This is a genomic window from Paraburkholderia xenovorans, from assembly GCF_046030735.1.
GTDB lineage: Bacteria > Pseudomonadota > Gammaproteobacteria > Burkholderiales > Burkholderiaceae > Paraburkholderia > Paraburkholderia xenovorans_A.
The window spans coordinates 20,952-41,720 of record NZ_JAQQBV010000004.1 but is presented as its reverse complement, the minus strand read 5'-3'; the positions used below and the strand labels follow the sequence as shown (position 1 = coordinate 41,720).

Genomic DNA, 20,769 nt, shown 5'->3' with positions numbered 1-20,769 from the left:
GAAGGCGGCTTTTTTGTAGTAGCGGCGGCCTCGCGCGGCGCATGCCGCATGGCCCTCGCCCTGACAAGCAGTATCGAAGATGATCCACGATCCAAACGACGCCGGCCTGCCGGACGAACTCCCGCCGACTTCGAGCGACGAAACCGAAAGCCAGCCCGTGAGCGCCGAAACCGCCGCGGACGACACCCTGCACCACCGCCGTATCCGCAGCTTCGTCACGAGGGCGGGCCGCGTCTCCACCGGTCAGCGCCGCGCGATGGACGAACTCGGTCCGCGCTTCGTCGTGCCGTACGCGCCGCAACAGCCGGACTGGAGCAGCGTGTTCGGCCGCACGGCGCCACGCGTGCTGGAGATCGGCTTCGGCATGGGCGCGACCACGGCGGAGATCGCAGCGCTTCGTCCGGACGACGATTTTCTCGGCGTGGAAGTGCATGAGCCCGGCGTCGGCGCATTGTTGAAGCTGATGGGCGAGCAGACTCTGTCGAACATCCGCATCATCCAGCACGACGCGGTCGAAGTACTCGAACAGATGATCGCGCCGGATAGCCTCGACGGCATGCACATCTTCTTTCCCGACCCGTGGCACAAGGCGCGCCATCACAAGCGCCGGCTGATCCAGCCGAAGTTCGTCGCGTTGCTGGTGTCGCGTTTGAAGCCGGGCGCCTATCTGCATCTGGCGACCGACTGGCAGAACTACGCGGAGCAGATGCTCGAAGTGCTCAGCGCGGACCCGGACCTGCAAAACACCGCCGACGGTTATGCGCCCCGCCCCGACTATCGCCCGGTGACGAAGTTCGAACGCCGCGGTTTGCGGCTCGGGCACGGCGTGTGGGATCTGCTGTTCAGGAAACGCATCGTCGAATAACGGCGCCCCCGACTGCGCGCGTAGCAACTCACGCCACGTTGCAAATAAAAAAGGTCCGCGGTTCAAACACGCGGACCTTTTTTCGTTTCGAGGATCGGCAAGCGCTACGCTCAGTCCGCCCAGCTCAGCGCGCCGCTATAACCAACCAGCAAAATCAGCAGCCCGAAGCCGATCCGATACCACGCGAATGCGGTGAAATCGTGCGCGGCGATATAGCGCAACAGCCAGCGAACGCACGCAAACGCGCTCACGAAAGCCGCAATGAAGCCGAGCGTGAACATACCCAGCACATCGACGGACAGCAGATGCCAGTCCTTGTACAACTCGTACGCGGTCGCGCCGAAAATGATCGGGATCGCGAGGAAGAACGAAAATTCGGTGGCCACTCGGCGGTCGAGGCCGAACAGCATCCCGCCGATGATCGTCGAGCCTGAGCGCGACATGCCTGGAATTAGCGCGAAGCATTGCGCAAGGCCGACTTTCAGCGCGTCGAGCGGGCTCAGATCGTCCACGTTGCGCACGCGCGCCGGCACTTCGCCACGCGAGCGCTGGCGCGCTTCCGCCCACAGGATCACCACGCCGCCCGTCACCAGCGCGAAAGCGACCGGCACCGGTGAAAACAGCGCCTCCTTGATCGCCTTCTCGAACAGCAGACCGAGCACCACGGCCGGAATCGTCGCGACGATCACGTTCAGCGTGAAGCGGCGCGCGTCAGGCCGGCTGGGCAGGCCCGCCACCACGCTGCCGATCCGGCGGCGAAACTCCCAGCACACGGCCAGAATCGCGCCTAGCTGGATCACGACGTCGAACGTTTTCGCATGGTCGTCGGTGAAGTTGAGCAGACTGCCCGCGACAATCAGATGCCCCGTGCTCGACACCGGCAAAAATTCCGTCAGCCCCTCGACCACGCCCAGAATCAACGCCTTGCATGCCAATAGCCAATCCATCCGTGTCCCTCATCGTCGTAAATGTCGGTACAGGGTTCGCACGGAAACGCGCGGCCCCGCCGGCCGCGCGCCACGTCATCGTTCGACGATTTGCACACGTATGCCGTTTGTAAGGATGGTGATTGTACCGGGTTCGTAATTCACGCCGGCAAATTGCAATTGTTCGGGCTTGAACGTGTAGATCGGATAGTTGGTCAGCAACTGCGTCGCGAGCAGCGCCGCAGCGGCATTGATCTGTTGCGTATAGGCCTGCGCCTGCCCGCTCACGCTAACGTTGTCGACGTTCGGCGACTTCAGCACAACTGATTTGCTGGCGGCGTCGTAGGCCAGTTCGCTCGACAGCGTGAAGACGCCGTTGACCGGCTGCGGCATGAACGGACTCACGAGCCGCGCGTCGAGTTTCACCGAGATGCGATTCGTGTCCGGCAGGAAGCCGACCACCGGATTGGTCAGCGCGACGTCGAATACCTGCGACACCGTGCGCTGATACGGGAACTTGCGCTGCACCGCGTCCTGCACCTGCTGTTGCGAGAACGTGTAGTGCGACGGGATGAACGGAAACGTGGACGTCGCGCAGGCCGTCAGCGACAGCGTGATGCCAAGCGTCGTGCAGCCGGCCAGCGCCGCGGCCAGGAAGCGGCGCCGGGCCGGCGCGGTGGATCGATTCATGCAAAATCTCCAGTGGCAATCTGTTGAGGCATGCGGGTGGATTCGGTGCGGCGTAGCGGTCCGTTTCTAGCTGTTCGCCGCGCGCTCGGGCTGAGTCTGCGCTTCGAGTTGCGTGAGCCACGCGAGCGCTTCGCCGCGATTCGCGCCGCACATGTCCGTTTGCGGTTGCAGACCCGAGCAGCATGCGGGCCGCTCCGGCTGACCGAAGATCGCGCAGCGCAGATCGTCGCCGAGTTGCGCGCAGCGCACGCCCGCCGGCTTGCCGTTCGGCATGCCCGGAATCGGGCTCGAAATCGACGGCGCGATACAGCACGCGCCGCAATCGGGGCGGCACGCATGACCGCTCACATGGAACGGCGACTCGCGCGTCACAACGGGGTTCGACACAACTTTCACGACGTTTTCCTATACCTGTCGACCGGCAACAACCGCCGACGCCATCCAAGACCCGCATTGTGCCACCGCATTCCATGCGACCTTTTTACACAATCGCGCCCACACGCCGTCACGTACACTCGAACCGATACGAAAGGCCATGCAGAAGAGATGTCTGCGCTGTCCGATCAGGTCGTGCGAAGCGCGGCCGGTTCGTGCCTCTTCCGTGGTGGCCGCCAACGCGAGGCTTCGATGACCACCGCCAACCCGCTATTCCGCCCGGACCTGCTCGCCAGATACAGCGCGAACGGTCCACGGTATACGTCCTATCCGACCGCCCTTCAGTTCCACGACACGTTCGATCCCGCCGACTACCTGCGCGCCGCCGCCGACCCGAGCGCATCGTCCACGGACCTGTCGCTGTACTTCCACATCCCGTTTTGCGACACCGTGTGTTTCTACTGCGGCTGCAACAAGGTCGCGACGAAAAACCGTGCGCACGCGCGCCCGTACGTCGACCGGCTCAAGCGCGAAATGGCTGTGCAGGCGGCGTTATTCGACACGCGGCGCCCGGTTTCGCAACTGCATTGGGGCGGCGGCACGCCTACTTTTCTATCGCATGGCGAGATGGCGGAATTGATGGCCACCGCGCGTGAGCACTTTGCACTGCTGCCTGATAGCGAAGGCGAATATTCGATCGAAGTCGATCCGCGCGAAGCGTCGCCGGACACCATTGCACATCTGCGCAAGCTCGGCTTCAACCGGCTCAGCCTCGGCGTGCAGGATTTCGATCCGCGCGTGCAGCAGGCCATCAACCGTATCCAGCCGTTGCAGATGACTACGTCGGTCATGCAGACCGCGCGCGATACGGGCTTCCATTCGATCGGCGTCGATCTGATTTACGGGCTGCCGCATCAGACCGTGGACAGCTTCAGCCGCACGCTCGACACGATGCTCGCGCTCGCGCCCGACCGGCTCTCGGTGTTCGCTTATGCGCACATGCCGCAGCTCTTCAAGATGCAACGTCAGATGGACGAAGCCACGCTGCCGTCGCCCGTGGTGCGGCTCGCGATACTGCAACGGGTGGTCGAGCGATTGACGGGGGCGGGCTATGTCTACATCGGCATGGATCACTTCGCGCTGCCCACCGACGAACTCGCGCTCGCGCAGGCCAAACGCACGCTGCATCGCAATTTTCAGGGCTACAGCACGCGCGCGGAATGTGACCTGATCGGCTTCGGGGCATCGTCGATCGGCAAGGTCGGCGATGTCTATGCGCAAAACATCAAGGATCTGCCGGGCTATGCGGCCGCGATCGACGCGGGGCGGCTCGCGATCACGCGCGGCGTGAGGCTCACCGTGGACGACCGTCTGCGCCGCGACGTGATCACGCAACTGATGTGCAATCTGGAACTGCGCTTCGATGAATTCGAAGCGGTCTACGGCATCCGTTTCGCCAACACGTTCGAAGCGGAACTGGAGCGCCTGCGCGCCTTCGAGCGCGACGGCCTCGTGTCGCTCACGAGCGGCAAACTCGAAGTGCAAATGGCCGGACGCATGCTCGTGCGCAACATCGCGATGGTGTTCGACCGCTACCTCGGACAGCAGATACTCGAGCGGTTCTCACGCACGGTTTGACGATTGTGCGGGCGATCCAGGCAACCGGCTTGCCCGTCGCCGGATTTTCCGCCATAATCTGCGTCTTCGCCGCGCGCCATACCCTGACGCGTGCGCTGCAAGACCTGCCCAGGTGGTGAAATTGGTAGACGCAGGGGACTCAAAATCCCCCGCCGCAAGGCGTGCCGGTTCGATTCCGGCCCTGGGCACCACAAAGCATTCCGAGTAGTTCCAAAGAAGTACTGAAACCCGCGACAGCTAAAGGCTTCGCGGGTTTTTTGTTTCCGGGATGTTCCGACAAGGCGCATAGACAGCCGGTGGTATCGGGTGGTACTTTTGGTGGCATCTCTTGAATCTTCGGCCCCCACCCGCTGAAAATACCACCATGCCACTCACTGATACGCAGGTAAGGAACGCACGATACAACCCTGACGGCGGGGGCAACCGTTTGTCAGACGGCGGCAGGATGTATCTGCAGCTCGACAAGTCGGGCGCGAAATACTGGCGGCTCAATTACAGATTTGCTGGTAAGGACAAGACGCTGGCGCTCGGCGTCTATCCGGACGTGGGGCTGGCCGCGGCCCGCAAAAAGCGTGATGAGGCACGCGAGAAGCTGGCAGCGGGCACCGATCCCGGCGAAGCAAAGAAGATCGAGAAGCGTGCGACCCTGCTTGCCGCCTCCAACTCGTTTGAATCCGTCGCTACGGCATGGATGGAAGAGCGCCGCTCGTCTGTCGAACCGGCTCAATATGACAAAACGCTGGCGCGCTTCAAGGCCGACGCCTTCCCGTGGCTCGGGAAGCGTCCCATTACGGAAATTGACGCGCCGGAAATTTTGGCGGTGCTCAAGCGGGTGGATGCACGCGGGGCTCGCTTCACATCCCATCGGCTCCGCAGCGAGATCAGCCGCGTTTTCCGCTACGGCATCAAAGAAGGGTATTGCAAGGCAGACCCGGCCAAAGAACTGACCGGGGCGATTCCGCCGGCCCAAACAACCCACTTTGCTTCAATCACTGAGCCCGCAAAGGTGGGCGAGATGCTGCGTGCGTTCGAGGGATTTTCAGGAACCTTCCCGGTGCTATGCGCGCTCAAGCTTGCGCCGATGCTGTTCGTGCGGCCTGGCGAGTTGCGTCAAGCCGAGTGGACACAGATCGACTTGGACAAGGGCGAATGGCGCTATCTGGTCACCAAAACAAAGACCGAGCATCTGGTGCCGCTCGCCACTCAAGCGGTGACTATCCTGCGTGAGCTGCACGCCCTGACCGGCAAAGGTCGCTATGTCTTTCCCGGTGCCCGCTCTGCCCTGCGCCCAATGAGCGAGGCCGCTATCAATGCGGCGCTGCGTCGATTGGGCTATGACACTCGCACGGAAATCACTGGTCACGGGTTCCGGGCAATGGCGCGCACGATCCTGCACGAGGAACTGGACCAAAAGCCGGAAGTGATCGAGCATCAGCTTGCGCACTCGGTACCGGATAACCTCGGCGCAGCGTACAACCGCACGAAGTTCATCAAGGATCGGCGAGAGATGATGCAGAAATGGGCCGATTACCTGGACCGAATCAAGGTCGGTGCGCAGATCATCTCGATGAGCAAGATCGCTAGCTAACGCGGCTATTGGCGCGCGCGACTAATGGCGCCTGAAGCGCCGTGCTGGCGACGGCGCGGATGTCCTCCAATTTTCGGAAGATTTTGGGCTCGCCGCACGCGGAGACTTCCGCCATTAAGGCGCGTTCCGCACCATGCTCAATGCCTTGCCCAGACTGCGTTTGCAATAGATGCTTCTGTTTTTGTGTCCCGCCCGACAAGTCCAAGCGCACCGCTCCGATGTCGATGCGGGCAAGGGCAGCAGGCCAGCTCACGAGCGTTTTGGTACGTGCGTAATGTGTGGGTCAATCACAAAGGGCGCGGACGCTTCGAGTGGCCGCGGAGGCCCTCTAAACGGAGACGTTCCGCGGCCCGACGCAGGTTGTGAAAGCATCAAGTGGCGAGGCGCGCCGCCGCCAAATCATGGGCGTCCATCAACACCTCCGCTTGGGCGGGATTTGTCGCTGCGGCGATTTCCGCCCGTGATCGAAGCCCGGCGATGAGGTTGCGTTTGTTCTGTAGCTTATCGCCATCGACCCACACATCCAGATGCTTCATTGCCTTTTCGACCAGCGCTCGATTCTCTTTCGCGACGTCGGCGCCCGCGTAAGCTTTCATGCCCAACTGCATAAACTCGGTCAAGTAACCATTCACGATGCCGCCGTCCTGCTGTGTCGTCATGTCTAATCCCCCCGTTGGTTTGAACTGCGCAATACGCCCATGCTAGCAGAATCACCCCTAGGGCAATTGCGGCGAGAAGGCGACAGCCTTTAGCATTCGCGCATGAAAAATAATCGAAATGACACGTTCTTTTCGCGGTTGGTTGCGCCGATGTTGGACCAACTTCGGCGCATTGCCGGTGTTACTCGCGGCGAGCAGTCCGTCGATGACTTGAAGGCCGAAGCTTGGATCGCAGCTCAGGAGGTTCGCTGCGAGATGGGCGACGCAGTTGAGCCGGAGGACGAGCGTCTACAGAGCGCAGTGTTGACAAAACTGCGTAAGGCGTTCGGTAAGTTCGTGAATCGAAAGATGCGGTTCGCCGTGCAACTGGATCACGAACAGCCTGGAGACGATGGTGATTTTCTTCCGAACAGTGTCGCCGCGAGCCTCACTGGCCCGGAAAGTTATGAGCCGGGGGTCGCTCTGGAGTTGGCAGAAGAGCGCGCCGCGCGCGAGCGTTGTCTGACAGAGCGATTTACCGAGGCAGTCGCCTACGTCCGCACACTCAGCCACTTCGATCATGATAAACACGCAATTGCAACCTACCTCGCAATCCCAACGAGCACACTCGAGGCTCGGCTTCGCTGTGCGGAGTACATTGCCGCCAGCCAGCCATCGATATTCGACGGAATCGAAACTCTGCCGACCGACTTCCTGCCGCTTCGTGGCCGTCGGTGTCAGTCGAGACGGGTGCCGAGACGTTGCTGGGTCTCACCTTGCCTGGTCGCCAAGTATTGTCAACTGCGACTGTTCTCTCGTGGCCGCGCAATCTTCTGCGGCCAGTAACTCTATGATAGATAGGCGCAGTAAATCACATCGGCTGCAGATTTTCGGACGCCCAGTCCACGAACTGAACGACGTAAATTCGAAATGCCAAACCCGGCCGCAGGCCGTCGCTGACGACAGCAATCGCCGCATTTCGCACGGACCTAGCGCCGTCATCGGCGACATGAACATATTCGGCGGGAGGGAGATGATAAGTGCGACCGTCGTCAGCGACTACGGCAGTCGCAAAGCCGCTTGCCATCATGCGCTGATGCAGGGCGCCATAGTCGTCGCCATTGGCCCCGTTTAGCAGCTCTACTCGAACATTGAACCGATCCATACTTCCTCCGATGCGGCCATGTTAGCCGCTAAACATCGCCCGCCCGTGCCCGCTCACTGACCAGTGCCGACGGAAGGGTCATTGAGCAATCCAAATATCACCTTTACAACACGGTAGAAAGTAAGAAAAGCGAACGTCGACAGAGCAATCCAGCAAGGCATCAGGACCGTGTCCACTTTGAAATTCTCGAACTGCCATTCGGCGAAGCGCTTCACATCAATCGAAAACAGAATCAGCGAAAATACGCACAATGCCAAGCTAGCCAACAGCGCCCATCTGAAGTAGGAAAGGAGTAGCGCCCAGAGGCGCTTGTTCCCTCTGATGCCACGGAACGTTTTCGAGTTAAACGTTAGAAGCATGGCCTGCGCAGTACCCAAAAAGCCCATCAGGATGGCGGACACGTTTATCGTGGACGAAAGCTGATTACTGTACTTATCAGACTCGAACCGAAGATTGAGGTGGTGCGCGCCCAATGCGGCCACCACCGCAATGACGAGCGGATAAAATCGTTCGATGAGTCGCTTTAGTGGGAACCGTCCCATTCGCGCAAGGCCTGTTCGAGTAGCTGCGACATGTATTCCGGTGAGTACCGGCGCCCGGTGGTGCGCGGGATGCTTTCCGCATTGTATTCGACGTATTTTCGCGACTCAAGGAGGTTCAGTAGCTCGATTGCGTCTTCCTCCTCCGCCTTAGCTCCCACCATCAGCTTGTCGTCTTCACCGCTCCGGCCAAGGAGTCTGTCGATCAGCGGTCTCACGAAATCACTGGAAAGCCGGTTTTTCTTTTCGCGTGCGTCAACAGATAATGAGAAACGTACGCGTGTCGCGCCAGCGTCACAGCCTTCTTTTATCGATCCGCTCAGGCCGCTGCCGTTGAAATACGCCAGGTCCTGAGGCGTCAAATTGTCGATCTGCGCATCCACAGAGGTGATGATCTGCTTATGGCCAAACTTTTCCAGGGTATCTTCGGTGAGCACGGGGAGCAATTGGTAGCCGCCCTCGCCGAATTGTCCGCACTGGGTAAAGTATTCTTGGATCTTGGACGCCCGTACCCCGAAGTGATTGTATTGGATCACCATGCGCTTCTGCGCCGGAGCAAAAAGCACGGAGGTCTCTTCGGAAAGCAGCGCATCGTCTTCCAGATCCAGGTCCTTCGACGCCTCCTCGATAGTTGCAACACCCGGCCAATTGTCATCTCGGAAACGTGAGAATCGCAAAGTCCAGAAGGCCTTGTCTTTCGAAGGCGCAATGATGTCGTCGAGGCGGATTTGTGTGTAGTTGCAAGTGCGAGTCCGATCAGCCAGATCCAAAGCAGCCAGCTTTTCAATGACCTGTTCAAGCGGCTCCGTCTTCCCGAAAACGTCAACGCTGTAGTAGTACACCCGTAGTTTTTTCATGGCCTATCGCCCCGTTGGTAGCTCCACTGTTTGGAGTTCGGGCATTACTAGACCGTAAACTGTCGCGCGTAGCAATGGAAATCGCCTAGGAACTGGGAGAATCGTTATCGCTGCGCTCGGGCAGTACGCGCGGGTTGACCAACGTGCACTGACTGTGGAAGTTTTAGGTCGCTGCGGCAACGCGGGTCCGGCTAGCGTTCGGAGAAGTTAGCCTCAGGTTCGCCGAGCTGGCGGAGCTGCTGGTGGACATACTCTGAGAGCACCGCGGTTACCTTGTCGGCCGCCGCGATGCCGAGATCCGCGGCCACGAGCGCGCCGACCTTGGACGGCCAGTTTAGCCACGCATCGCGCGACGCACGCGCGCTCTCAAACAGGATGCTACTGGCGAGATCCAGATCGACAAGCGAGCCCGATTTCTGCTCATAATCCTGCCGGTGCAAGAGCGCGAGATACACCTCTTTGAGGCGACGCGCTTCGTCGTAACTGGTGGCGTCGACATCGATCTCGCCGACAAGGCGAGCTGCTGCATCGTCCAGCGTTTCGCCCGGATCGAGTTCGATCTCGACGACCCGTGACGCGGCCGGCTCGCTCTGGACCGGTGAACCACCTTTCCGGACGCGCCCTAGGCGGGCAAGCGAAGCATCGACGTCGACGCGCGCGCCCTGCATGACAAGCTTGCCTTCCCGCTTCCAGTTTAGGACCGCTTGCCGCGACACGTCGCAAAGCTCGGCGAACTCAGATTGTTTTACAAAGGCCATGTTCCACCATCATGATTTTGGGTTTGTTGAGGCTGAAGGGGTGACCGAATCGTCACCCCTTCCATCGTCTTACGGCAACGCGCAGTTCTCGCAGAGACTGAAGGTCACTGGCGTCCCAAAGGGACGCGCCAACAGGGGTAGCGCGGGCATCAGGGCGCTTGGGACGTCAGCGCCGCCGCCCAGCCACCACCGCAGCATGTCGAGGGCGCAGTAGGCGTTTTCATCGAATGTGCCACCATCGCACAGGAAGTGGGACTCACCGCCGCGGCGAAGGTCAATATCGTCACCGTCAAACACCGGCTCAAAGCCCAGTATCCGTGCCGCGTCTGTTACGCGCTTCTGCAACCCTGCGCGCGAAAAGTCGAATACCTGGGTTCCGTCGAGAGCACGGAGCAGCGACGGAACGACGGGGGTCTCGCTGGCCGGCCGCGCGGTCCGCACCTCCGGAGCGAATTCGCCCAGGGCAATCCCGGCAACCAACTTGCCGTCCAGCGGCGAGCCTCCCTTCTGGTTCTTCCTCATCCTCTCATGCGTCGCCTCGACGTCGACCAGTTCGCCCTGCATTACGAGCCGGCCGGCCTGACGCCATTTCGTGACGGCCTGCCTCGAGACTTCACACAGTTCGGCGAATTTCGCCGGCTTCAACAAGGTCATTTTCCACCTCGAAAAGATGCCGGCTAGGCGCGGATTGCGCGACATAGCACGGCGTTTTGCACAAAAAATAAGCAAAACCAAGGGCCCGCTTCGTGCTCGGTTGACAGTTTTTGTCAACCAGTTGACAAAATCAGCGCGAACGATTGACAGCGAATAAATGCTTTCAGACAAACACTTAGCTCGCTTTTGTCAACCAATAGCTTTCGCCTATTGACCATTCTGTCAACCAAATTTCAAAACTTCATAGCCGCAGAGAATCCAGGGGTTATCGTCCGCGCACTGCATGGACCCATCCAGAGGGACCCGCGATGATTTCAGGGATGAAAACGGGAGGACGGGAGGGTCGTCGGGGCCGGTTTGCAGCCCCGCGGTGGCGATTTCGAAGGGCCTCATCTCGATGACTCGTGGTAAAGAGATGCGCCTTGCTGCATGCCGTTGGGTGCGGTGTCGCTCGCCACCGGATTGCCACTGAGTCCGCTTTGCGTTGCGAATCCCATTTTGTCGGCGATGCGTTGCTGCGCCTGAGTCACGAAGTCCATATTGACTTCGAGATAGGCCATCGTCGTCAGTGGACTCTTGTGTCGCATTGCGCGTTGTATGGACTGGATCGGTGCACCCATCTCGCTCATGAGAGTGGCGAACGTTCCACGAAGTCTGTGGGCAGTGACATGGCCGGCGCCGACGGATTGGTTTGCCGCGAGCATTGCATTCCGGGTGAAGCCGGACGGACAGGGCTTTCCGTTCGGGCGCATGACGATGAGGCCGGACGTCCGACGCAGAGGTTGCAGATAGTCGATCAGCCACTCCGGTACGGGGATCGGATCTGCCTCACGACCCTTTGTTTCGCCTGGCACGTAGACGCGTCGCTCCCAATCCAGCCATTCCCACCGCGCCGTGATGGTCTCGATCTCACGGAGCCCACACCCAAGCATCAGGCGGACAGCGATCCTGACGGCCGGCCGGTCACCCTCATGCTCATCAACGGCGGCTAGCCACTGTTGTGCCAGGGAGGTCGGGAGAATCGCTCTCGGCTTCTTCTGAACCGTCAACGCACGTACGTGAAAGCGCACTGCCGGGATGACTTCGCGACGCACGGCCCAGCTGCAGAGGAGGCGCAGCACCTTGAGCCACTGGTTGGCGCTCGCCGGCGCATGATCTTTCAAATACTCTTTGCGAGCCTCTTCGACCATGTCCGTCGTCAACTCGTCGATCATCACGTTGCCAAGCTGATAGAGGTGCAATCGCCCGAAGACCTCGACAATCGCGGCGTGTGACCGGCTGGCCGTCGGTGTGTGGACCGTGAGCCACTGGGCGACCAGCTCGCGCAAGGTTGGAATCGACTGTTCGCCGCGGCTCCACAGCGTGGCATTGCGATGCGCGCGCGCGGCGATGGGTTCAGCTCGATGCCTGAGCGTCTCGCCGGTCGATCGCTGGACCCGCTTGCCGTCAATCTGGAAACGGTAGTGCCAGACCTTGCCGACGCGAAAGAGGTGGTAGCTCATGCGCTATTCCGTCTGGCTCGGGGCACTCGTAGTGGTACCCGGGCCGCCCAATTGCACATTCGGCACTGGGTGCGTGTGTGTGTCGTAAATCGAACGCATCTGCGCCATCGAGTGCGGGTTCGATCCGAAGTTATCGATGATGTCGCCCGACACCTTTAGGATTGGTGTATTCATCAGCACTTCGGTCGCGGCGTTGATCGTGACCGTTGTCGCCCCATTGACCATCACCGGTTGGCTGTTCGCGTTGACGACGATGCCGCCGTCCGCTGTCATGTAGATCTGCTTGCCGTCCTGGCTATACAGCATCGTCTCGCCGGTTTGCAGGCCGGTAGGCCGCGACGGCTGATGATTGGTAGCGAACACCGCCCCCGCGCTAATGTCGCCGGCAACGTGCAGCGTCAGCACGTCAGAACCGATCGGCGGGTTAGATGTAAATCCAAACTCCGCTACCCGATAGCGATCATCCGAAACGGCTAACAAATTTGTCTTTATCTGCACAACCTGAACCGGGCCAGAGTCGTCGACAAACGTCACACGCCCACGCCCAAACAGACCGCGCAGACGTATGAATAGCTGAGTGATGTCCTGTGCCGTCATGTGTTTGCGTTGCTCACATTAGTGACGTCGGGTGCGATCGGGTAGAGGATGAGCGGCTCTTGATAGAAGGCCTGCGGCGGCATGATGACCAGATCGGCGGTCGTGCCACCTTCGTCACGCTTGTACGTTACTTCGGAGATCAGCCAGCGAACCGGCGGCAGCGTCAGGTTGGGCAGATCTATATCGACGAGTGTATTGGGTTGATACAGCACACCATCGGTGTCCCGCCAGCTATCAGTTGTCAAACGCACTTGCAGTGAACGCCCATAGTTACGAGCCATTTCCCAGTTGACACGCTGCTGGGCCACTATCGCTCCTCCTGTCACGTTTTCTGAAACGATCACGCGATACCGGAATCGTGGGACGGTGCTATCGCTCGCATGGGCGATCAGATTTCCGCCGTCCCCAATGTCTTTCAGCGTGTCGAGCCCTTGGTATAGGGCGTCATAGTTGCTAAACCTACCGTCCATACTGAACATCGCCGAAGCTGCCAGCACGTTGACCCCTTCCGCGAAACCGCCGGCTACTACCCTCGTCCCAATCGGCGCTGCCTGGCTGGAACCGTCTTGCGTTCCGCCGCTGGCTATCAGTAGGCTGCCGTCCGGTTGGTCATACATCAACAGTCCCCGGAAGCGGCAAAGCCGTTCGAGAATGGAGTAGCTTGTCTCGCCCGCCATGACATTGAGTTGCGGAATTGGGTCACCTTGATCAGTGCCGGCGGCGAGATTTACATCGATGCCATAAGCACCACACAAATTCTTGGCTATCTGAAGTACCCGCAAATTGAGCATTTGTCCGTTGGGCCAAAAGGCTGCGCAATCCACCAGCTCCTGACAGAGGCTTCGTCCTGCGATACGGATCGTGTGCTCCCGCGCGCTGTAGCTCGGCTGGTATCGATCAACGAAGCCGGTCAGCACAATATCCGGGCCCAAAATGACTTGCACCCGATCACCGGGCTGTATGAGCAACTCAGTTATTCCGGGAGGCGGTCGGGTGAACGATATGTCGAAGTCAGACGGGAGTCGTTCAATTCCCATGGACAAACGAATGCTCGTCCAGCCAGTGAGATCGCGCCCATTGGACGCGTAGTACGTTGGCTCGCCTTTTGACGGGTTTAAATCGCGGGTACACGTCGAGACGCGCAAGGTAACGGCGTCCTCTCCAACAGTGCTATTCGTCAAAACCTCGCCCCCCCAAGTGTGTGCGCAATGCGTGGCCGGGGGACGCTTGGGTCGTCGTGAATCGGATGCGGCGCCGTCGACGGCATGAAGCCGTCAGGCACTTTCAGAACGATCGCCTGTACGTCATTGGGTACCGGCGCTTCGGCGACTTCGGTTACTTTGTCCATTCGATTTCTCCGCTGCGCTCGATGGCGCCGATTAAGGATCGATCCCATTAGTATTCCTATTCTGTGTTACTGCGCGCCCGCCGCGGATATTGCCGGCCCGAAGGCCGGAGAGCCATCCGCTTCCATGAGCGTCGCGCAGTTGCCGGTGTTTTCACCCACCGCAGGCTGGGGCTCCTTGGCTAATGCTCCACTGATTCCGACGCCAGCATCATTCCGCCGCCGGTTCTGAAGTCGCTATCGCTTCGTGCCATTGCGCTTACTTTCATCGCTTTCCGTCCAGACCAATGCACCGGTCAGATCCGTCTGACTGAAACGCGCGCCGACCAGGCAGGCGCCGCGCAGATTTGCGTGTGCAAGGCTGCCGGACATCATTCGAATACCGCGAAGGTTCGCGTCAGCCAGGTTTGCAAACGTGAGAAGCGTGCCGTCCAACGCGGAGCCCGACAAATCTGCGCCGCGAAGATCTAGTCCGGCGAGGTTTAGGTATCGCAGATCCCGGTTGCTCAGGTCTGCGTTCCGCAGATCCACGCCATCTCGTACAGCCTGTCCGATGGCGCTGTCGAGCGCGGCACAGCGTTGGCGATCGACGGGCATGAAGCTTTGCGGATCGACCCCGGCGTCGAAGCACAAGAGCGTTTCGTCCGTCCCGATCCTTTTGACGACGACCATTTGGGGAGCGGGCGATTCGGCTTGCGTCGAGCTGCGGGAATCGATGGCTTGTTGGTTCATGAATTGCTAGTCCTATGTGCACGCTTTGTTCTGGGGCGCTCGCCGTTAGCTCTTTCGCCGCGTATCATTCGATGGCGTGTCCGCCTCGAGCAAACCGTCTCGCACTGCTGCGCTCCGGCGCATGGTCGCGATTAGGGTTCCGCTTGCTGTGCGGACTGTGACCATGCCTGTCCGCCTGTTCTCACGGATCACGTACGTGTTGGGATGCGATGAGATCCGCTTGTTCATCGCATCCTGCCTGCCACGAGCGATCGAATCCGACGTCTTTCCACACATACATCACCCCCCGAATTGCTCGCGCGACATCGCTGCGGCAGTGATCGCCGCGCCCATGTTCATCTCGACCGGCACGCCGCCCCGGGCGCTGCTGCCGCGCGCGGCGCTTTTGCCAGCATTTGAGTCGGCATCGGCATCTGCCGGCGCTGCGACCTCTGCCGGGCGCTCGATACGGTCGCCGGTGCGGCCGCCAGGGCCGTCCCAAGCTCCCTTCCGGACATAGGGAGCCGGGCGCTTCGCGAGCGGCACATAGGGCCGATGCTTGCGCGCAACCATGAGAGCCTCAGTAATCGGCTTCAGAGCTTCCGCGATTTCGGATTCGGCGGCCGCCGTACCATCGTTCATGAGCGCAAGGAGATTCTGGGAGACGTCGCGCGGTGCGCCGCTGGCATACGAAGCCATGCATTGTTCGAGATCCGGAACATGAGCGCAGAGAAGGAAATCATTCGTTTGCGGGAGAGGCGCAACACGCTGAAGCGCACGTACCTGCGCGTAGAGCATTCGAACGTTCGAGACCTTGTCCCGCAGCTCCTCTGCCAGTTGAGCCTGAAGACTTTGCGCCGCCATATTCACCTCAATACGGACGTACCCGATCGCGATTTCGATTTTGCTGTCGAGATCAGGCGCACGGGCTTCAAGTGCCTCAAGGCGTCCCTTCAGTCGTCGGACGGCAAGGTCTTTGACGTCGATTGCCTCAGCGATTTTCTCGATCTCTTTCTGCAACGAGGGAAGCTTGGCGTCGTCGACGAGCACGACATCTGCCGCGAGCACGCTGAGCTGTCGGCGCATTTCAGAAAGCTCGCCCTCTGCCGAGAAGATGTCAGCCGGAGCGCTATTGACGGCGTCATCGAGCTTCTTGCGCTGCTCGATCAATTCGCGGAGCTCGTTGAGGGTATCGGCGTCGATCGCCAGCTCAAACTTCGGAGCCTGGGCCGAAGTCGCGTTCGTGTTGGTGCGTTTCATGAACTCCTCTCGAAGCGGCGATCGCTTTTGCCGAACTTGGCATCAGGCCGATTGCCGAAATGTCGAAAGGAGTCTAGATGTGGTGAGTGCGGAAGCGCGACCATACGGTGACCATATGGTCACCGTACTGCCGGGGTGGGCGCTGAACGCGCCGCGGAAAGGGATCTCGGGGCCCGACCTTAGACGGAAAACCACTCGGCGGGTTGCTTTCCATCTTCTTCCGGAAATTGCCTGAAGACGTATAAGTGCTGCGGGCAATGCTCTGTGAGTGCTTCTTTCGCGCGGTCCCTCGTCAGCTCGCCGTCTCCGATGAGATGCAAAACGACGGCCCCAACATCCCATCGCGCAATGCGGCGCTTTCCCTCGACTTCCACAGACCTGTACTTTTTCAAGCGAGAATACTGCTCCGCATTCTGCAGGCGCAGCTTGAGCCATTCTGCATCGCGGCCATTACTCAGGTACGGACCGAGCACGGATGCCAGTTCGGCACTTGTCGGCATCTCCTGCAAAGCAGGAATTGCGGCTTTGGCGTTTTCACCCGGAGGCGCCTCCGGATGTGCCGCCGTGTCCGGACCAGCGACGCGAACGCCCACCCCTTGACCGTCGAGCCAAGTATTCAGATCCGCGCAACTAATTACGCAGCTATGAGCGGCGAGCGATGCCGCGATGCCGGCTCGCTGAAGAGGTAGCCTCGTAACGGGGTCGCGATAGACAATCGCATTGGTTCCGACCGCATTCTCCAGCGCACCGACGTAGCACCGCGTTGCCTCGGTCTGGTTCTTTTCATTGCTGGGATGCATCTCGGCGGCGATGGCTTCAGCCGCCTGGTGAATACTGTAAAAATTCATCCGATCCTCTCGTTGAGGTCACGAGTCGTGACCGTGTTGCAATGTCGTTACTCCGGTATCGGGCGTCGTGACTGTTTCCCGATACCCGTTACTTTTGATGCGTGACTGTTCTGGTCACCGGTCGTATTTCCACGAGCGGCGCGCTGCCGTGTGCCTCGATTGTTCGTCGACGCGGGCGGCGGCCAGCCGCTCGCGGAAGTGAGCGAGGTCCGGCCTGAGTGTGCTGATTGGCTGCCGTTCGATGCAGTACACCACACGGTCAAAGTACTCGTCGGGCCAGCGCTCCAGCTTCGCCAGTTCGTCGACCACGTCGAACAACTCGCGCTGCGTTGCCTTCAGCTGAGCCTGATCGACATACGGCCCCCAGGGCAAAAACAGGCCCCCGTCGGGATGACGCAGCGCGCCTGCGCAGTCGGCCGGCACGGGGGGAAGGTCGTTCGATGCCGAGCGCAAATAGGTCAGGACTTCTGGCTTGTGTGCCGCGATGTCAGGCTTGATGGCAGCGATCGCGTCCGCCGGGCCGCGCATCTTGACAATGTCACCGGCGAGCCAAAGGCGCACCCCAAGCGATTGCGCCTTGCTCAAAATGTGGACAATGCTCATATGCCATCCTCCGTCTCGCCAGCCTCAGATTGCGAAGAAATCCCCGAAGATGTCACTCCGTCCGTGTTGGCATCTTCGGCACGAGAACCGAAATCGACCGCCCGCAAACCCGCGTGGTTACGGAAGGTGCCACGGCTCCCCGAAGGTGCCAACGTATAGAGAGTGGCAACTTCGGTGGCACATTCGGAACTTGGCATCTTCGGAAGCGCCCATTGCCAACCTTCTTTCATGCCGATTTTTCGCTTCTCTACCCCCAATGTGTCTGCGGCACGATGCATGGTCCGCCAGGCGTATCCCGCTTCGTCCGCATCCTTACGAATCTGCTTGGAGGACATCGGCCCATCGGAAAGCAGGCCTTCCAGGAACTCGGCGGCCGCTACTCGTTCAGTCTTGGCTTCGTCGTCTTGCTGCTCCACGTCGCCGAGGATCTCTCGAGCCGTACCTTCGATCATGTCGCCCCAAACAACCCGGCTCGCCTGGATACCATTGGCGTCAGCCATTTCAAGGGTATAGCTCACTCCGCCGTCGTCTGGTGCAATGTTGGACTTGGCGCGCGCGAGAATGCGGCGCTCGGCTGCCTCGTCCTTGCCGGCGACGAGCACCATGCGGGCGAGCGCGACGAACGCTTGGGAGCCGATCACCCGCTCAGCCGGCGAGCTGCCCTTGGTGCCCTTCGCGAAGTGACTGATACCCAGCACTGCACACCGGTAGCTCGCAGCCATGTCAACCAGCGCTTGCAGGTTGCGCCGAACATCGTTGACGCGGTGCGCGTCGCCGGAAACGGCAGACACGATCGGGTCGACTATCATCAAAGCCGCGCCACCCATGTCCGCCAGGCGCTCAGCCAGCAGCGGGATGTCGCACGACGGATCAAAGGCTTGTAGCTCGCCGTTTTCGTCCACGCGGTTGCTGACGAAGTGGACCTTGAAAAGATCCGCCCCCGCAGCGCTCAGCCTCGGGGCAAGCACGGTGGAAATATCGTCCTCGCCGGACCAGATAAGCACATTTCCGGGTGCTCGGCACTTCGAGCCATCAGGCCATGCGCCGCCGGTTGTGACGGCTGCCGCCAAGGCGATAGCGAGTGTTGTCTTGCCAGTTCCCGGCGACCCTGCGAGCAAGCTCAGCATGCCGACAGGCAACCAATTTGGCCAGAGCCACTTGATTTCTTCCTGAACCACGTCCGCCGCACATGTCAGGATGACTTGCGCCGAGTTACGCTTGCGTTGCTCCGCTACCCCTCCCGGCGCCGTGGCGGCGTCAACGCAACGACGCAGCGCGTCCAGACCGTCGAGCGCGTGGAGGTCGTTGAAGTCGCTCGACCGGTCGGGGCGATCGGGGCCGAAGTCTGGGACCGCAAGCGATGCACCGACCGCGCGCGCAGCTTCCAACGCTTTCGTCATCCCCGGATTGCCAGCGGTTTCCGTGTCGTCGTCAGCGCAGATCACGATGCGGATCCGTGGATACTTTGCCCGCCACGCCTTTGCGACGTTCAGCAGGTTGCCAGCGTTCATCGCTGCGGCCACCGGGAAACCAGTCGCCTCGTGGAGGCTGCAAGCCGTCGCGAAGCCTTCGGCGATCAGCAATGGAGTGCTGGCGTTCGGCTTCACGCCGGCCGTCACCGCCGCAAAGCAACCGCTAATGCGCCCGCCAGTCTGGAACGTCTTGCCACCGTCCGGCTGGATGTACTGGGTTGAATGGTGCGCACCGTCCACGTCTTGAATCTTGATGACGAGCTGCTCGCGCAGTTGCTTCGCGCCGTAGGGTTTGATCTTCTTTGCACGGACATAGGCATGGTCCGCGTGGACCTTACCCGCTTTGTCCCACAGATCACGCGCCTTGTCCGCGGCTTCGGCCTGGGTGCGCTCATGCTGCGCCGCGGCCTGCTGGGCCTCTTGCTCGCGCGCGGCGCGCCGGCGGGCGTGCTCAGCCGGGTCGAGCGGTCTGAGCGGTTCACTTTCCGTGTATCCGTGTGCGATAGCCTCTTTGAACAGAGTGGCGATCGTGATGCCACCGGCCTTGAACGAGCGCCAGACCGCACGCGTGTCACTTTCGCTGTAGGCATCGCTGGCTTGGGACCAGGTATCCCACAGGTCAAACCCGCTTTCGCCGAGCTCGGCTTTCACCGCCATGCCCATCTGTACCCACGTGTCCCGGTTGTCGGCCGGAACGTGGCTCAATGCCGCGCGAATACGATCTTCTTCAACATACGCGCTCATGCGCCTCCCTGTGAGGAGTCCTCAGCGCTATGCAAACGCCGAAATGGATGATTGGGCAGCGCAGCGGAGTAGCACTCAAAATGAGCGCCGAAGTCTTCGTGGTATTCGGTGAAGTCGCTATCGCGATCTTCACAAATACCCATGCCTACGCAGGCGAGGCGGTTTGCCAACGTGCCTTTCTCCGCCGAGGCTGCGATTGCCTCGAAGAGTGTTGCGATGTCCGAGAATGATCCCGCCGCGTAAGCGAATAAGCCACTAGCCATGTCGATGCGGCGTACAACTTCTTTGAGGTCGATTGGCTCGACGGCCGAGGGGTTGGTATCAGGCATGTTCGATCCCGTCAGCGATGCGATTGATACGGCCCGCGAGATCCGCCGCGAGTTCAAGTGCCGAGTCCTGCAATTCCTCATTCATGCAGCTGAAATGCTCGAAGCCACCACCGTAGCAAAGGTTGAGCAGCGCCTCGAGCTGCTTGGCCTTCGCGCCAATAGCGGACAGGCGCATACAGGCCAGTTCGGCGGAGTTATTGGGCATGGCTCACCTCTGCGAAGAAATCGGCTTCGGTCGCAGCACGCTCACCGTAATTGGCCGTCAGTTCGGCTCCAATTTGAGCGAGCAAGAACACTTCGGTGGGGTCGCTGCCGGCCGCCATCTTCTCCAAGACTTCGAACAGCGCATTCGCTTGATTCAACGCTGTTACAGCGGCGGTTAGCTCATCTGCGGCCCGCTTTGCAATGTCAGTGCGGTTACCCATGACGCACCTCCGCATGGGATTGCCGGGCGATCGACAGCGCGATTTCGCGTGCGAAGGCATCGTTAAAGGCTTGGCGACGATCAGCATCACCAGCGAAAACGGTGTCACCGGCGACAAGGTTGCGGTAACGCAGATCGCGAAAGTCGGCCATGCTCATCGGTGCACCGGCAAGCCAGAGCTCGGCAGCGTTACGGCCGGCATAAGCGAACAGCGGATAGGGTTCGGTGAGGGTATTCGGGA

The 20,769-nt window shown here is 60.4% G+C and carries 26 protein-coding genes and 1 tRNA gene; 5 read left to right on the top strand and 22 right to left on the bottom strand.

The window, feature by feature from the left end:
- The first annotated feature begins 79 nt into the window (after positions 1-79).
- Entirely contained in the window at positions 80-865 is a 786-nt protein-coding gene (trmB, locus tag PQQ51_RS04845; RefSeq protein ID WP_408495253.1) for a tRNA (guanosine(46)-N7)-methyltransferase TrmB, read from the top strand.
- Positions 866-975: 110 nt separating this feature from the next.
- On the opposite strand, the gene PQQ51_RS04840 is transcribed toward trmB, so the two are convergent.
- The 3 genes from PQQ51_RS04840 to PQQ51_RS04830 all read right to left on the bottom strand — a co-directional run bounded on the left by PQQ51_RS04840 (position 976) and on the right by PQQ51_RS04830 (position 2,877).
- The gene (locus PQQ51_RS04840) at positions 976-1,812 is read right to left on the bottom strand and encodes an undecaprenyl-diphosphate phosphatase (RefSeq protein WP_408495252.1); all 837 of its coding nucleotides are present in this window, start codon (positions 1,810-1,812) and stop codon (positions 976-978) included.
- Positions 1,813-1,887: 75 nt separating this feature from the next.
- Entirely contained in the window at positions 1,888-2,481 is a 594-nt protein-coding gene (locus PQQ51_RS04835; protein ID WP_408495251.1) for a DUF1439 domain-containing protein, read from the bottom strand.
- Positions 2,482-2,547: 66 nt separating this feature from the next.
- A complete protein-coding gene (locus PQQ51_RS04830) occupies positions 2,548-2,877 on the bottom strand; it encodes a YkgJ family cysteine cluster protein (RefSeq protein WP_408495250.1) in 330 nt (109 codons plus the stop codon).
- 231 nt (positions 2,878-3,108) lie between these two features.
- On the opposite strand from PQQ51_RS04830, the gene hemN reads away from it, so the two are divergent.
- The 3 genes from hemN (at position 3,109) to PQQ51_RS04815 (ending at position 6,082) form a co-directional block, all read left to right on the top strand.
- Positions 3,109-4,494 (top strand): oxygen-independent coproporphyrinogen III oxidase, encoded by a 1,386-nt coding sequence (gene hemN / locus PQQ51_RS04825; protein ID WP_408495701.1) that lies wholly within the window; start codon positions 3,109-3,111, stop codon positions 4,492-4,494.
- A gap of 106 nt (positions 4,495-4,600) precedes the next feature.
- Positions 4,601-4,685, top strand: a tRNA-Leu gene (locus PQQ51_RS04820).
- 173 nt (positions 4,686-4,858) lie between these two features.
- Entirely contained in the window at positions 4,859-6,082 is a 1,224-nt protein-coding gene (locus PQQ51_RS04815) for a tyrosine-type recombinase/integrase (protein ID WP_408495248.1), read from the top strand.
- 371 nt (positions 6,083-6,453) lie between these two features.
- Here PQQ51_RS04815 and PQQ51_RS04810 read toward each other — a convergent pair whose 3' ends face one another.
- Positions 6,454-6,741, bottom strand: a complete 288-nt coding sequence (locus tag PQQ51_RS04810; RefSeq protein ID WP_408495246.1) for a hypothetical protein — start codon at positions 6,739-6,741, stop codon at positions 6,454-6,456.
- Between the two features lie 102 nt (positions 6,742-6,843).
- Between PQQ51_RS04810 and PQQ51_RS04805 the strand changes: the two genes are divergently transcribed.
- Positions 6,844-7,566 carry a hypothetical protein gene (locus PQQ51_RS04805; RefSeq protein ID WP_408495245.1) on the top strand — a complete coding sequence of 241 codons (723 nt, stop codon included), beginning with the start codon at positions 6,844-6,846 and terminating at the stop codon, positions 7,564-7,566.
- 25 nt (positions 7,567-7,591) lie between these two features.
- On the opposite strand, the gene PQQ51_RS04800 is transcribed toward PQQ51_RS04805, so the two are convergent.
- The 18 genes from PQQ51_RS04800 to PQQ51_RS04715 form a co-directional block, all read right to left on the bottom strand.
- Positions 7,592-7,885, bottom strand: coding sequence for a hypothetical protein (locus PQQ51_RS04800; RefSeq protein WP_408495243.1), 294 nt, complete (start codon positions 7,883-7,885; stop codon positions 7,592-7,594).
- Positions 7,886-7,938: 53 nt separating this feature from the next.
- Positions 7,939-8,427 carry a hypothetical protein gene (locus tag PQQ51_RS04795; RefSeq protein ID WP_408495241.1) on the bottom strand — a complete coding sequence of 163 codons (489 nt, stop codon included), beginning with the start codon at positions 8,425-8,427 and terminating at the stop codon, positions 7,939-7,941.
- A complete protein-coding gene (locus PQQ51_RS04790) occupies positions 8,409-9,281 on the bottom strand; it encodes a DUF6731 family protein (protein ID WP_408495240.1) in 873 nt (290 codons plus the stop codon). Before PQQ51_RS04790 ends, PQQ51_RS04795 begins: the two co-directional genes overlap by 19 nt.
- A gap of 191 nt (positions 9,282-9,472) precedes the next feature.
- Positions 9,473-10,039: a hypothetical protein gene (locus PQQ51_RS04785; protein WP_408495239.1), complete on the bottom strand. Its 567-nt coding sequence runs from the start codon at positions 10,037-10,039 to the stop codon at positions 9,473-9,475.
- A gap of 69 nt (positions 10,040-10,108) precedes the next feature.
- Positions 10,109-10,864 carry a hypothetical protein gene (locus PQQ51_RS04780; protein ID WP_408495238.1) on the bottom strand — a complete coding sequence of 252 codons (756 nt, stop codon included), beginning with the start codon at positions 10,862-10,864 and terminating at the stop codon, positions 10,109-10,111.
- A 218-nt stretch (positions 10,865-11,082) separates the two neighbouring features.
- Positions 11,083-12,195 carry a tyrosine-type recombinase/integrase gene (locus PQQ51_RS04775; protein WP_408495237.1) on the bottom strand — a complete coding sequence of 371 codons (1,113 nt, stop codon included), beginning with the start codon at positions 12,193-12,195 and terminating at the stop codon, positions 11,083-11,085.
- A gap of 3 nt (positions 12,196-12,198) precedes the next feature.
- A complete protein-coding gene (locus PQQ51_RS04770) occupies positions 12,199-12,792 on the bottom strand; it encodes a phage baseplate assembly protein V (protein ID WP_408495235.1) in 594 nt (197 codons plus the stop codon).
- Positions 12,789-13,937: a phage baseplate assembly protein gene (locus PQQ51_RS04765; protein ID WP_408495700.1), complete on the bottom strand. Its 1,149-nt coding sequence runs from the start codon at positions 13,935-13,937 to the stop codon at positions 12,789-12,791. Before PQQ51_RS04765 ends, PQQ51_RS04770 begins: the two co-directional genes overlap by 4 nt.
- Positions 13,938-13,969: 32 nt before the next feature.
- Positions 13,970-14,140, bottom strand: a complete 171-nt coding sequence (locus tag PQQ51_RS04760) for a hypothetical protein (RefSeq protein ID WP_408495233.1) — start codon at positions 14,138-14,140, stop codon at positions 13,970-13,972.
- A 234-nt stretch (positions 14,141-14,374) separates the two neighbouring features.
- Positions 14,375-14,869, bottom strand: a complete 495-nt coding sequence (locus PQQ51_RS04755; RefSeq protein WP_408495232.1) for a pentapeptide repeat-containing protein — start codon at positions 14,867-14,869, stop codon at positions 14,375-14,377.
- Between the two features lie 279 nt (positions 14,870-15,148).
- Positions 15,149-16,108 carry a substrate-binding domain-containing protein gene (locus PQQ51_RS04750; protein ID WP_408495231.1) on the bottom strand — a complete coding sequence of 320 codons (960 nt, stop codon included), beginning with the start codon at positions 16,106-16,108 and terminating at the stop codon, positions 15,149-15,151.
- 179 nt (positions 16,109-16,287) lie between these two features.
- The gene (locus tag PQQ51_RS04745; RefSeq protein ID WP_408495230.1) at positions 16,288-16,956 is read right to left on the bottom strand and encodes a hypothetical protein; all 669 of its coding nucleotides are present in this window, start codon (positions 16,954-16,956) and stop codon (positions 16,288-16,290) included.
- A 114-nt stretch (positions 16,957-17,070) separates the two neighbouring features.
- Positions 17,071-17,559: a TubC N-terminal docking domain-related protein gene (locus PQQ51_RS04740; RefSeq protein ID WP_408495229.1), complete on the bottom strand. Its 489-nt coding sequence runs from the start codon at positions 17,557-17,559 to the stop codon at positions 17,071-17,073.
- Positions 17,556-19,775 carry an AAA family ATPase gene (locus PQQ51_RS04735; RefSeq protein ID WP_408495228.1) on the bottom strand — a complete coding sequence of 740 codons (2,220 nt, stop codon included), beginning with the start codon at positions 19,773-19,775 and terminating at the stop codon, positions 17,556-17,558. Before PQQ51_RS04735 ends, PQQ51_RS04740 begins: the two co-directional genes overlap by 4 nt.
- Positions 19,772-20,104, bottom strand: coding sequence for a hypothetical protein (locus PQQ51_RS04730; RefSeq protein WP_408495227.1), 333 nt, complete (start codon positions 20,102-20,104; stop codon positions 19,772-19,774). Before PQQ51_RS04730 ends, PQQ51_RS04735 begins: the two co-directional genes overlap by 4 nt.
- Entirely contained in the window at positions 20,097-20,309 is a 213-nt protein-coding gene (locus PQQ51_RS04725; protein WP_408186114.1) for a hypothetical protein, read from the bottom strand. The genes PQQ51_RS04730 and PQQ51_RS04725 overlap by 8 nt, the downstream gene beginning before the upstream one ends.
- Positions 20,299-20,529 carry a hypothetical protein gene (locus tag PQQ51_RS04720; protein WP_408186115.1) on the bottom strand — a complete coding sequence of 77 codons (231 nt, stop codon included), beginning with the start codon at positions 20,527-20,529 and terminating at the stop codon, positions 20,299-20,301. Before PQQ51_RS04720 ends, PQQ51_RS04725 begins: the two co-directional genes overlap by 11 nt.
- Positions 20,522-20,686 carry a hypothetical protein gene (locus tag PQQ51_RS04715; RefSeq protein WP_408495226.1) on the bottom strand — a complete coding sequence of 55 codons (165 nt, stop codon included), beginning with the start codon at positions 20,684-20,686 and terminating at the stop codon, positions 20,522-20,524. The genes PQQ51_RS04720 and PQQ51_RS04715 overlap by 8 nt, the downstream gene beginning before the upstream one ends.
- Positions 20,687-20,769 lie beyond the last annotated feature (83 nt).